This is a genomic window from Streptomyces sp. NPDC000880 (assembly GCF_053599675.1).
Genome location: NZ_JBSFMS010000168.1, coordinates 1 through 12371, shown reverse-complemented (window position 1 = coordinate 12371; position 12371 = coordinate 1). Strand labels below are relative to the sequence as shown.

Here is a 12371-nt window from a genome sequence, read left to right as displayed (position 1 = left end):
GACGCCGACCGGTTCGTGGCGACCACTGCGGCATTCCTGGGTTGAGGACCTGCTCACGCGGTGCACGGCGGGCGCAGCGTAATGCTTGCGGGGCCTGACTCTCCGTTCTCACCTGCGAGTTCGGCGGGCGGTGAGTCGGGGCGCGGGAGCCGCGTCACGCCTGATGGCTGTGGCGAAGATCTCCCGGCCGCGGCCTCGGTGAACCTCAGTCGTTGCCGTTGCCTCCGGCGAACGGAGTCGTCTTCTGGATCTGCAGCAGGAACTCGGCGTTCGACTTGGTCTGCTTCATCTTGTCCAGCAGCAGCTCGATGGCCTGCTGCTGGTCGAGCGCGTGCAGCACCCGGCGCAGCTTCCAGACGACGGCGAGCTCGTCGCTGCCGAGCAGGATCTCTTCCTTACGGGTGCTGGACGCGTCCACGTCCACCGCCGGGAAGATGCGCTTGTCGGAGAGCTTGCGGTCGAGCTTGAGCTCCATGTTGCCGGTGCCCTTGAACTCCTCGAAGATCACCTCGTCCATGCGCGAGCCGGTCTCGACCAGCGCGGTGGCCAGGATGGTCAGCGAGCCACCGTCCTCGATGTTGCGCGCGGCGCCGAAGAAGCGCTTCGGCGGGTAGAGCGCGGTCGAGTCGACACCACCGGACAGAATGCGTCCGGACGCGGGGGCCGCAAGGTTGTACGCACGGCCCAGACGGGTGATCGAGTCCAGCAGCACGACCACGTCGTGACCCAGCTCGACGAGACGCTTGGCGCGCTCGATGGCCAGCTCGGCGACCGTGGTGTGGTCCTCGGCCGGGCGGTCGAAGGTCGAGGAGATGACCTCGCCCTTGACCGACCGCTGCATGTCGGTGACCTCTTCGGGACGCTCGTCGACGAGGACGACCATCAGGTGGCACTCGGGGCTGTTGACCGTGATCGCGTTGGCGATCGCCTGCAGGATCATGGTCTTGCCGGTCTTCGGCGGGGCCACAATCAGGCCTCGCTGGCCCTTTCCGATCGGCGACACGAGGTCGATGATCCGGGTCGTCAGCACGCCCGGGTCGGTCTCGAGGCGCAGCCGGTCCTGCGGGTACAGGGGGGTCAGCTTGTTGAACTCCGGGCGCCCGCGCCCGGATTCGGCCGCCATGCCGTTCGCCGAGTCGAGGCGGACCAGCGCGTTGAACTTCTCGCGGCGCTCGCCCTCCTTCGGCTGGCGCACAGCGCCGGTGACGTGGTCACCCTTGCGCAGACCGTTCTTGCGGACCTGGGCGAGCGAGACGTACACGTCGTTCGGACCCGGCAGGTAACCGGAGGTACGAATGAACGCGTAGTTGTCGAGGATGTCCAGGATGCCCGCGACGGGGATCAGAACGTCGTCCTCGGAGACCTGCGGCTCGCCGGTGGCGAAGTCGTCGCGGCCGCGACGGCCACGGCGGTCGCGGTAACGGCCACGACGGCCACGACGGCCGCCCGCCTCGTCGTCGAAGTCGTCCTGCGGGCCGGCGCTCGGCGGGCCCTGCTGGCCGCCCTGGCGCTGCTGGCGCTGGCCGCCCTGCTGCTGCTCGTCGCCCTTGCCGCCGCGGCGGTCGCGCTGACGGTCACGGCGCTCGCCGCGCTCGCCGCCGCGCTCACCACGCTGGCCCCGCTCCTGGCGGTCGCGACGGCCCTCGGCGCCGTCCTGGGACACGGCGGTGGCGGCCTCGGCCTTGGCCTCCGGCTGCGCCTCCGTCTTCACGTCGACGGCCCCCTCGGCCTTGACGTCGGTCTTGGCGTCCGGGCTGCCCGCCTGCGCGGTGGCCCGACGACGACGGCGCTCCCCGGCCGGCTGATCGTCGCTGGCCGGCTGGCCAGGGATGTCGATCTGCTGCTGGGACACGGCCTTGTCGGCCTTGTCGGCCTTCTCCGCGGCGGCGGCAGCGTCGCCCGTACGCGCCTTGGAGGTGGCGCGCCGCTTCGGCTTGGTCTCGGCGTCGCCGGTGCCCGCCTCGGCGGTCTTGGCCGGAGCGGAGGAGCCTCCCCCAGAGCCTGCGCTCTGGGAGGTACCCCCAGCCTGCGCCTCCTTGATGACCTCGATCAGCTGGCTCTTGCGCATCCGCGCGGTGCCCCTGATCCCGAGGCCGGACGCGACCTGCTGCAGCTCGGCCAGGACCATGCCCTCGAGGCCGGTGCCGGAGCGGCGGCGCCGTGAGGTGGTGCCAGAGGCAGCACCTGCGGCGGGCGCGGAGGTGTCGACACTGCTGTCGGCAGTCACGCCCATCAGATCGGTGGTGTCGCTCACGAAGGGTCCTTCCCTGGAGCGGACGTCGGCCTTCTGGCTCGGCGACCGGTTGTGCTGTCCGACGTCGGTCTGTGCGGACCGTGCCGGGGCGGTGGTCCCGCCGGGAATTAACGGCGGAGAGATAGAACATGCAAGGCCCGGCCCGAGGTCCCCCTGCTCGGCCCACTCCTGGAAAAGCGAGGGGTGTCGTGCCGGTTCCGGAGCGTGCTCGAAACTGCTCAGGCAGGCTGCTCAGGCAGTTGGGGAGGCTCCCGGAAGAATGTTGGTCCCGAATGGGGACACGAAGCACTGCGCCACAAAGACGTCGGCTGCAGACTTGAGGTTAACACTACCGGCTCCAACAAACATTCCCCCTCTCCGTCACCGGCAATCTCGTGTCACTACGTGGCGAGCGGCAGAACACTCGCTCCCGCGGCGTCGAAGGTGAGGCGGTTGGCCGCCCACCCCTCGCCCGCCAGTCGTGCGACCTTGTCGGCCACACCGTCCTCGGCCAGTGCGAGCACCGTGGGGCCCGCACCGGAGATGACTGCGGGGACGCCGTCGGCGCGCAGTCGGTTGACCAGGGCCACGCTCTCCGGCATCGCCGGGGCGCGGTACTCCTGGTGGAGCCGGTCCTCGGTAGCCGGCAGCAGCAGCTCGGGACGCCTGGTCAGCGCCTCGACGAGCAGGGCGGCCCGGCCCGCGTTGGCCGCGGCGTCCACATGGGGGACGGTGCGCGGAAGCAGTCCGCGTGCCGTCTCGGTGAGCACCGGCTTGCTGGGGACGAAAACCACCGGAACGACGGAATGAGAAGGATCCATCCTGATGGCGCGCGCCGCTCCCCCGTCGGTCCAGGCGAGCGTGAAGCCGCCGAGCAGACAGGCGGCGACATTGTCGGGGTGCCCCTCGATCTCGGTGGCGAGCTCCAGCAGCGCCGCGTCGTCGAGCTTGGTGTCGCCCCCTATGGTCACGGCGCGGGCGGCGACGATGCCGGCGCAGATGGCCGCGGACGACGATCCCAGGCCGCGCCCGTGCGGGATGCGGTTGGCACTGACCACTTCGAGGCCGCGCGGCTGCCCACCCAGCAGGTCGAATGCCGTACGCAGGGAACGTACGAGCAGATGGCTCTCATCGCGGGGCAGCGTCGTGGCGCCCTCGCCCGCGATGTCGATGTGCAGACCGGAGTCCGCGACCCGGACGACGACGTCGTCGTACAGCCCCAGGGACAGCCCGAGGGCGTCGAAGCCCGGGCCGAGGTTGGCGCTGGTGGCGGGGACGCGCACCCGGACGGCGGCGGCGCGGAACGCTGGACCGGCCATCGCTCGATGACTCTCCTTGGTTCTGACTGCGAGATTTTTTTCGAGAGGCGAACACCCGTGGGCCGTAACGGCAACAACACCGCGGCATATGCGGCGGGGCGGGTTCGGTACAGCTTATCGAAGGAAGGTTCAGTGGCGACATAGGGCGCACAGGAGGCGCACGATGCGTGTCGTAAGCCTGCTGTGCCCCTACGTACACCACTGTCCCGCTTGCGTTGCTTTCCCCGGGGTGCCCGGGGAAACCAACGCAAGCGGAAATGGCGAAGTTAGGCCAGACCGAGGTGCTCGGCGGCCGCGGCGGCGTCCACCGGCACGGTGACCGGCTGCGGTGCTCCGGCGACCGCCCAGTCCGGGTCCTTCAGTCCGTTGCCGGTGACCGTGCAGACGATCCGCTGGCCCGGGTCGACCTTGCCGGCCTCGACGGCCTTCAGCAGACCCGCGACGGACGCGGCCGACGCGGGCTCCACGAAGACGCCCTCCTGCGAGGCCAACAGCCGGTACGCGCGCAGGATCTCACGGTCCGTCACCTCGTCGATGAGACCGCCCGACTCGTCGCGCGCGGCGAGCGCGTACTGCCAGGAGGCCGGGTTTCCGATCCGGATCGCGGTGGCGATGGTGGAGGGGTCCTTGACCACTTCGCCGCGGACGATCGGGGCCGAGCCGGAGGCCTGGAAGCCCCACATCCGGGGGGTGTGCGTCGACATCTTGTCCGCGGCGTACTCCTTGAACCCCTTCCAATACGCCGTGATGTTGCCGGCGTTGCCGACGGGCAGCACATGAATGTCGGGGGCGTCGCCGAGCGCGTCGACGATTTCGAACGCGGCGGTCTTCTGTCCCTCGATGCGGTACGGATTGACCGAATTGACCAGCGCCACCGGGTAGTTCTCCGAGAGGCGGCGGGCGAGGTTCAGGCAGTCGTCGAAGTTCCCGTCGACCTGGAGGATGCGCGAGCCGTACACCAGCGCCTGCCCCATCTTGCCGAGGGCGATCTTGCCCTGGGGGACCAGGACCGCGCAGACCATTCCGGCCCGTACGGCATAGGCTGCGGCCGAGGCGGACGTATTGCCGGTGGAGGCGCAGATGACCGCCTGCGCGCCCTCCTCCTTGGCCTTGGTGATGGCCATGGTCATGCCGCGGTCCTTGAAGGACCCGGTGGGGTTGGCGCCCTCGACCTTGAGGTGCACCTCGCAGCCCGTGCGCTCGGAGAGGACCTGCGCCGGGACGAGCGGCGTGCCACCCTCGCGCAGCGTGACGACCGGCGTCGTGTCCGTCACCGGAAGACGGTCCCGGTACTCCTCGATGATGCCGCGCCACTGGTGGGTGCCGTTCGTCGTCATGGGTTCCTTACTCCCCTTCAACACGCATGATGCTGGCGACACCGCGCACGGTGTCGAGCTTGCGCAGCGCCTCGACGGTCCCGGAGAGGGCGGCGTCGGGCGCGCGGTGGGTGACGACGACGAGGGATGCCTCGCCGTCCTTGCCCTGCTGGCGGACCGTATCGATCGATACGGCGTGCTCGGCGAAGACCGTCGCGACCTGGGCGAGCACGCCCGGCTTGTCGGCCACGTCGAGGCTGATGTGGTACCGCGTCACCACGTCGCCCATGGGGCTCACGGGCAGCTGGGTGTACGCGGACTCGCCGGGCCCTGTGGACTCGGCGAGCCTGTTGCGGCAGACGGCGACGAGATCGCCGAGGACCGCGGAGGCAGTGGGCGAGCCGCCCGCGCCGGGACCGTAGAACATCAGCTGCCCGGCGGCCTCGGCCTCGACGAAGACGGCGTTGTACGCCTCGCGGACGGAGGCGAGCGGGTGGCTGAGCGGGATCATCGCCGGGTGCACCCGGGCGGTGACCGACCGGCCGTCGGCGGCACGCTCGCAGATGGCGAGGAGCTTGACCGTACAGCCGATGCGCTTGGCGGAGGCGATGTCGGCGGCGGTGACCTCGGTGAGGCCCTCGCGGTAGACGTCGTCGAGGCGTACGCGGGTGTGGAACGCGATCCCGGCGAGGATGGCGGCCTTGGCGGCGGCGTCGAAGCCCTCGACATCGGCGGTCGGGTCGGCCTCGGCGTATCCGAGGGCCGTGGCCTCGTCGAGCGCCTCGGAGTAGCCGGCGCCGGAGCTGTCCATCTTGTCCAGGATGAAGTTCGTCGTCCCGTTGACGATTCCCAGCACCCGGTTGACCTTGTCACCGGCGAGCGACTCGCGCAGCGGCCTGATCAGCGGAATCGCGCCTGCGACCGCTGCCTCGAAGTAGAGGTCCTTGTCGTGCTCCTCGGCGGCGGCGTAGAGGGTCGCGCCGTCCTCGGCGAGCAGCGCCTTGTTGGCGGAGACGACGGACGCGCCGTGCTCGAAGGCGGAGGTGATGAGGGTGCGGGCAGGCTCGATGCCGCCGATGACCTCGATGACGACGTCGATGTCACCGCGTTTGACGAGGGCGGTCGCGTCGGTGGTGATCAGCGCGGGGTCGATGCCCTCCCGCACCTTGGAGGGCCGGCGGACGGCGACCCCGGCGAGCTCCACCGGGGCGCCGATACGAGCGGCGAGGTCGTCGGCGTGCGTCGTCATGATGCGCGCCACCTCTGAGCCGACAACTCCACAGCCCAGCAGCGCCACCTTCAGCGGACGCGTACGCATCATCCGACCTCGTTTCCTTGCTTCACAAGCTTGAGTGCGATCCAGTCTCACGCACCGGACGGAAGTTTCTATCCCCTGTCCAGATTACGAGACGTCTATTTCATTAGCCGACATCGAGGCGCAGGAGATCTTCCTCCGTCTCACGTCGGACGATCACGCGCGCTTCTCCGTCCTTGACCGCGACAACGGGCGGGCGGAGTGCGTGGTTGTAGTTGCTCGCCATGGAGCGGCAGTACGCGCCGGTGGCGGGTACCGCGATCAGATCGCCGGGCGCGAGGTCGGCGGGCAGGAACGCGTCCTTGACCACGATGTCGCCACTCTCACAGTGCTTGCCGACGACGCGGACGAGCATCGGCGCGGCATCGGACGTCCGCGACACGAGCGCGACGCTGTACTCGGCGTCGTACAGCGCGGTACGGATGTTGTCCGACATGCCGCCGTCGACGCTGACGTATGTACGCAGGCCATCGAGCGGCTTGATCGTGCCGACCTCGTAAAGGGTGAAGGCGGTGGGCCCGACGATCGCGCGGCCGGGCTCGACGGAGATCCGGGGGGTCCTCAGCTTCGCGGCCTCACACTCGCGAGTGACGATCTCGCCCAGGGCCTTGGCGATGTCGTGCGGCTCACGCGGGTCGTCGTCGGAGGTGTACGCGATACCGAGGCCGCCACCGAGGTCGATCTCGGGCAGCTCGACCCCGTGCTCGTCCCGGATCTCGGCGAGGAGGCGGACGACGCGATGGGCGGCGACCTCGAAGCCGGAGGTGTCGAAGATCTGCGAACCGATGTGGGAGTGGATGCCGATGACCTCGAGCCCGTCGAGCTTCAGGGCGCGTCGTACGGCTTCGGCGGCCTGCCCGCCCGCGAGCGGGATGCCGAACTTCTGGTCCTCATGGGCGGTGGCGATGAACTCGTGCGTATGCGCCTCGACGCCGACGGTCACTCGGATCTGGACGCGCTGGCGCTTGCCGAGACGCTGGGCGGTGTGCGCGACGCGGACGATCTCCTGGAAGGAGTCAAGGACGATGCGCCCGACGCCGGCGCTCACGGCGCGTTCGATCTCTTCCTGGGACTTGTTGTTGCCGTGGAAGGCGATGCGGTCGGCGGGCATGCCGGCGTCGAGGGCGGTGGTGAGCTCGCCACCGGAGCAGACGTCGAGGTTGAGCCCCTCCTCCTTGAGCCACCGGACGACGGCCCGGGACAGGAACGCCTTCCCCGCGTAGAACACGTCCGCGTCCTTGCCAAAGGCGTCGGCCCAGGCACGGCAGCGGGCGCGGAAGTCGGCCTCGTCGAGGAAGTAGGCGGGGGTACCGAACTCCTCGGCGAGCCGCGTCACTTCGATCCCGCCGACGGTGACGGCGCCGTCGTCGTTGCGCGCGACGGTCCGGGCCCAGACCTTCTCGTCGAGGACGTTGAGGTCGGTGGGCGGGGCGGTGTAGTGCCCTTCGGGCAGGACGTCTGCGTGGCGGGGCCCGGCGGGGTGTGCGGAACGGCTCATTCTTCTCTCACAGGTAGTCAGGGGCAGTGATGCCGAGCAGGGACAGGCCACCGGCGAGCACCAGCCCGGCGGCTTCGGCGAGCGCGAGCCGGGAACGGTGGGCGGCCATGGGTTTCTCGTCGCCGACGGGCAGCACGGTGTGCTGGAAGGCGAGAAGGGCGTCGGCGGTGCTTTCCAGATGCCGGGCGAGCCGGTCGGGCGCGCGAAGGCGGGCCGCGGAGGCGAGGACGGCGGGATAGTCGCCGATGGCGGTGGTGAGGGCGGGCGCGTCGACGTGGGTTTGGGGGGCGCTGTCGAAGCCGAGCTGCTGGGCGTTGCGGATGAGGGCGTAGGTACGGGAGTGGGCGTACCGGACCCTGAAGAGGGGATTGCTCTCGTGCTGTACGAGGAGCTCGTCCCCGGCGGAGGGGTGGTCGTGGGCGGCGGGCCGGAGGAGGGCCCAGCGGGCGGCGTCGGGGCCGAGCCGCTCGACGAGGTCCGGCGAGGGGGCGGGGACGACGTGCAGGGCTTCGGGCGCACCGTGTGTGACGTCGGCCCCCTGAGCTCCTTGAGAGCGCAGGAGCTGGAGGACGGTCTGGGCCCAGATGACGGCGCGGAGCTCGTCGACGGCGTGGAAGCGGACGGAGACGCCGGCGGCGGAGTCCCCATGTCCGTATGTGGAGCCCTGCTCCAGCACCTCCCGTACGAGTGTCTGCTGCGCGCCGCGGTCCAGGGTGATGTTGAGGAAACCTGGCCCGGTGATCTCGATCCCGGCGATCCCGGGGGCCTCGGCAATGCGGGGCCGCAGCATTTCGGCGACGGCACGGGGCTGCTGCCCGGCGGGCCCCGCCAGCCGCAGGGCGACATTGGTGGCGTAGTCCCCGCATCCACCGGGCCGCGGCCGCTCGACGCTGACGCTCTCGGGCACGGGCGCGCGCAGCACACCGTCCTCCACCGCGCGGCACACGGCGTGCAGCACGGTACGTGAGAGCTCAGCGGGGGTCACGGGACAAGCGTATGGGAGGGAGGGGGGCCCTTCGCGAACCGGTTTCGCGATGCGGTCAGCCCCGTGCGCTTTCCGCCCGCCCGGCGCCATGCATGCCGTCAACGGACGGCGGGCCCTCCCGGTGCATCAACTGCCGTACGAGCCGGACCAGCTCGGCCGGCTCGAAGGGCTTGGCGAGAAAGGCGTCCACACTGCCGAGGCCACTCTCCACCTCGTGCTGCGTACAGGCACTGATGATCGCGACCGGCAGATGACGGGTCCGCGGATCGTCCCGCAGCAGCGCGGCGGTCCGAAGCCCGTCGAGGCGGGGCATCACGACATCGAGGGTGACGACATCGGGGCGGACCCGATGCACGACCTCCAGGCACTCGGCACCATCGGCCGCGGTCACGACCTCGAAGCCCTCCAGCTCGAGGTTGACCCTGATCAACTGCCGGATGACCCTGTTGTCGTCGACAACGAGCACGCGGCCGGACACGCCTGACACAACTCGAGGGTAGGTCGGCGGGCAGGGCTGCGTCCGGGTTTTGCCCACTTCCACCCCGTGCGGGCGACCTGAGCTCGCCGTGGGCGGGTGCGGAGCGGACCTCGGGGCGGGGCTCGGGGAGGCGGAAATACCTGTTCACGGGGACCGCGCGGGAGCTGGTAGGGTTCTATCCGTCGCCAGGCAACAGGGCGACGCGCCCCCGTAGCTCAGGGGATAGAGCAACGGCCTCCGGAGCCGTGTGCGCAGGTTCGAATCCTGCCGGGGGCACCCTGTATGAGGTGCCCAAAGACCCCGTCACCAGCGGAAACGCTGAGGCCGGGGTCTTGTTGCTTGTGCAGCCGTATGCCGCTCGGAGCGGCCGTATGTCAGGGTCCGTGGACTATTCGTGGACAGGATCTTGGCGCATCGGCGCAGGTCAGTCCCGGGAGTGACGAAGGCCCCCGGACAGGTCCAGGGGCCTCGATCCGTACCGCCTTGAGCGTCTCACTCGTACCAACAGATCCTCGACATTGAAGTCCCTCAGCCAGTGGCTTTGGCGATGATGCGGTCCATCTCATCCCGGCCGAAGGCTCGCAGGGTCGTGCTACGGACGTTGCCCAACGCGCCGACCTGTAGGAGCACTGCGGTGGCAGTCTCGTCGTCGGGCGCCTCTACGACAGCCACGATGTCGTACGGACCGACGGTCCAGTAGAGGTTCAGGACCTTCACCCCGAGCTTCTGTGCCGCTGCGGCGAAGGCTTCGGCGCGTTGCGGGGTGTCCTTGTAGCCGCGGACCCCCTGGTCGGTCCAGTTCAGCAGAGCAACAAACGTGGGCATAATCCTTTACTCCTGTAAGTAGATACAACACGTCGTGGTCAATTCTGGGCATCATGCGCGTAATGCGCATGAGAGGCGCATCTGAACGAGTGATAGAAGCCGGCCTGGCTTCATGGCCCTGCCCGACATAAGACCCCGGAGCCACCGGCGCGGAAATCCTGAGGACATGAACGCCGGTCTCGGCCAAGGCATGGCGATGCCCCCGGACGAGTCGGGGGCATCGGAGCTACCGTCGTCTGCGGTCACTCGTACTCGCGCAACAGATCCTCAATACGGCGGTTGGCGACCTCTTGGCGGCCGTCGAGGCACTTGGCGTATCGACTGAGAAGGACCTCCACGCTGTTGCCCGCGCGCTCGGCCACCTCGGTGGCGTCAACTCCGGCGTTGAGCCACGTGGAGAGCGCAGAGTGGCGAAGGTCGTACGGGCGACGCGCGAGTGGCGAGGCGACCGCGGCCGGCGGGAGCGCGATCGTCCTTGCTTCCTGCCAGGCCCGGTAGTAGGTCGAGGAGGAGACCACTCCCCCGTTCTCGCTGAAGAACAGCCGGCCGTCGTCAGCGGTCCCGAAAGTGTCGATGTGCTCGCGGAAGATGGCGACGAGCTGGGGAGGGATGGGCACCCGCCGGACGTCCTCGTTCGGCCGGTTCTTCAATCCGCGGTCGTCGTGGCTCTCCCCGGAATCGGTCCACTGCTTACCCACGCTCGGACGCGTCCGATGCAGTAGCGCGGAGCCCCACCCGAGGGCCGGTAGCGTCAGGTCCGGCTCAGCCAGGCCCACCACCTCAGCGGGGCGGAAGCCACCGAAGTACATCCCGGCGAACAGGCCCACGAGCCGCCGCCCACGGGCGCGTCGGTAGCCACCGACATACGAGACGGCATGGAGCAGAGACCGGGCCTGCTCAGGGTTGGCTACGACCCGTGGGTCCACCTCGCTCGACACTTTGGGCTTCTGCCACCGGATCGACGTGAGGGGGTTCTCCGGGAACTCCTCCAGGTCGACGGCATAGTGCACTGCATTCACGAGGGTTCGGCGCTTCCGCCGGACGGTCTCGGCAGCCGCCGCGGTGCCATCCAACTTGAGCTTGAGCGAGTCGAGAACGGCCCGCCCGATCACAGGGTCAGCCAGGTCAGAAAGAGGCCGGGAAGCCTTGGCCACCCAGTGCAGGACGTTGCCGATCTCTGTCGGCAGCTCGCGCTCATCAGGACCCGGAAGGACAAAGGCCCAGTTCCGCAGAGCCTTGCGCAGCAGTTCATCGGACGGGCGTCCAGGCCGATCGTCGAGGAGAGCCATCGTGACGGACGCAAGGGATTCATTGATACCGTCGCGCGTGTTCGGCGCAGCATGCGGCCATTTCATGGCGAGGTACTGCAGTGCGAAGGCGTACCAGGTCAGAGCCGATTTCTTCTCCACCATGGAATCGGGGAGGCCGGACTCAGTGTCGAATTCCTCGCCGTCGCGCGCTGCCCGCATCAGCTTGGAGCGGTAGTTGTCGGCGAGCCCCTTGGTCCTGAAGGACTCCGAGAAGACCCGGCCGGCCACTGACCAGCGGACGTCGTACGACGGCTTCTTGGTGTTCCGCTTTCGAACACCCCAGATCTTGACGTCGAGCGAGTTCACGCGGCAGCGCCCTCCAGATTGCGGAGCCACGCGCTGAAATCGCTCCGCCAGACGCGCAGTTCGCCATTGGGCAGCTTGAATGCCGCGGGCCCCTGTCCCAGCTCACGCCACCGGTAGAAGGTCCGGCGAGACACGCCCCCAAGCTCGGCAAGGATCTGCGGAACGGTCATCAGCTCGTCTTTCACGTCACGCTCCTTCCAGGGCGAGTTGGTCGTGCAGGGCTTCGCGGGCGGTTTCGCGGTTGAGCTGGATGTCGCGGGCGATGGTGGCGGCGAGTGCGGATTCGCCGGGGGTGTGGCCGTGCCCGGCGTACTGCCAGGAGGCGAGGACGAGCACGGTGTCCGGGTCGCCAACGGCCTCTTGTTCCTGGGCGGCTCGGTAGTCGGCACGGATCTGGCGCAGCGCGCCGAGGGTGGTGGAGTAGCGGCGGGATTTGGTGGAGAAGTGGCCGCGAAAGCCGAGCATGTGAGCCCAGGCCCCAAGCTTGCGGTCCGGATAGAGCGGCGCGAGGTCGAGGCAGGCCTCGATGAGTCGGCGCGGGTGGTCGGGTACGTCGAGCAGGTCGAGGACTTCCCGGTTCCCGATCCGGCGGTCAAGACTGCCCGTCGACTCGGCCGCTTTGGTGGCGTACTTGGCGACGTACGAGGCGACCGCCTGCTCGGTGATGTCGTTGCCGTCGTCAAAGGCTCGAACGGGCCGGATGTCGAGCTGACTACCCCAGCGAAAAGGCCGGCACGGCTGGTCCCCGGCGGCAGGCACCGTGATGGTGGTGTACGAGTGGGCGAC

Annotated in this window: 11 protein-coding genes and 1 tRNA gene; 1 reads left to right on the top strand and 11 read right to left on the bottom strand. The window is 69.1% G+C overall.

The annotated features are described in order from the left end of the window. Window positions 1-205: 205 nt before the first annotated feature. The 7 genes from rho to ACWDO5_RS32880 all read right to left on the bottom strand — a co-directional run bounded on the left by rho (window position 206) and on the right by ACWDO5_RS32880 (window position 9144). Entirely contained in the window at window positions 206-2254 is a 2049-nt protein-coding gene (gene rho / locus ACWDO5_RS32910; RefSeq protein WP_450534215.1) for a transcription termination factor Rho, read from the bottom strand. 380 nt (window positions 2255-2634) lie between these two features. Beyond that, window positions 2635-3552 (bottom strand): homoserine kinase, encoded by a 918-nt coding sequence (gene thrB, locus ACWDO5_RS32905; protein WP_450534214.1) that lies wholly within the window; start codon window positions 3550-3552, stop codon window positions 2635-2637. Window positions 3553-3818: 266 nt separating this feature from the next. Further along, complete coding sequence (gene thrC / locus ACWDO5_RS32900; protein ID WP_450534213.1) at window positions 3819-4889, bottom strand: threonine synthase; 1071 nt, start codon at window positions 4887-4889, stop codon at window positions 3819-3821. Window positions 4890-4896: 7 nt separating this feature from the next. Then, a complete protein-coding gene (locus ACWDO5_RS32895) occupies window positions 4897-6186 on the bottom strand; it encodes a homoserine dehydrogenase (RefSeq protein WP_450534217.1) in 1290 nt (429 codons plus the stop codon). A gap of 103 nt (window positions 6187-6289) precedes the next feature. Continuing rightward, window positions 6290-7681, bottom strand: coding sequence for a diaminopimelate decarboxylase (gene lysA, locus ACWDO5_RS32890; RefSeq protein WP_450534212.1), 1392 nt, complete (start codon window positions 7679-7681; stop codon window positions 6290-6292). A 7-nt stretch (window positions 7682-7688) separates the two neighbouring features. Further along, window positions 7689-8666, bottom strand: a complete 978-nt coding sequence (gene nrtL / locus ACWDO5_RS32885; RefSeq protein WP_450534211.1) for an ArgS-related anticodon-binding protein NrtL — start codon at window positions 8664-8666, stop codon at window positions 7689-7691. Between the two features lie 55 nt (window positions 8667-8721). Next, window positions 8722-9144, bottom strand: coding sequence for a response regulator (locus tag ACWDO5_RS32880; RefSeq protein WP_450534216.1), 423 nt, complete (start codon window positions 9142-9144; stop codon window positions 8722-8724). Between the two features lie 204 nt (window positions 9145-9348). On the opposite strand from ACWDO5_RS32880, the gene ACWDO5_RS32875 reads away from it, so the two are divergent. After that, window positions 9349-9420 (top strand) — tRNA-Arg (locus tag ACWDO5_RS32875). A 252-nt stretch (window positions 9421-9672) separates the two neighbouring features. On the opposite strand, the gene ACWDO5_RS32870 is transcribed toward ACWDO5_RS32875, so the two are convergent. The 4 genes from ACWDO5_RS32870 to ACWDO5_RS32855 form a co-directional block, all read right to left on the bottom strand. Beyond that, the gene (locus tag ACWDO5_RS32870) at window positions 9673-9969 is read right to left on the bottom strand and encodes a GYD domain-containing protein (protein ID WP_450534210.1); all 297 of its coding nucleotides are present in this window, start codon (window positions 9967-9969) and stop codon (window positions 9673-9675) included. A gap of 242 nt (window positions 9970-10211) precedes the next feature. Continuing rightward, window positions 10212-11585 (bottom strand): tyrosine-type recombinase/integrase, encoded by a 1374-nt coding sequence (locus tag ACWDO5_RS32865; RefSeq protein ID WP_450534209.1) that lies wholly within the window; start codon window positions 11583-11585, stop codon window positions 10212-10214. Then, window positions 11582-11755, bottom strand: a complete 174-nt coding sequence (locus ACWDO5_RS32860; protein ID WP_307710490.1) for a helix-turn-helix transcriptional regulator — start codon at window positions 11753-11755, stop codon at window positions 11582-11584. Before ACWDO5_RS32860 ends, ACWDO5_RS32865 begins: the two co-directional genes overlap by 4 nt. A gap of 16 nt (window positions 11756-11771) precedes the next feature. Further along, a partial coding sequence (locus ACWDO5_RS32855) for a replication initiator (RefSeq protein WP_450534208.1) occupies window positions 11772-12371 on the bottom strand: 600 nt, incomplete at its 5' end.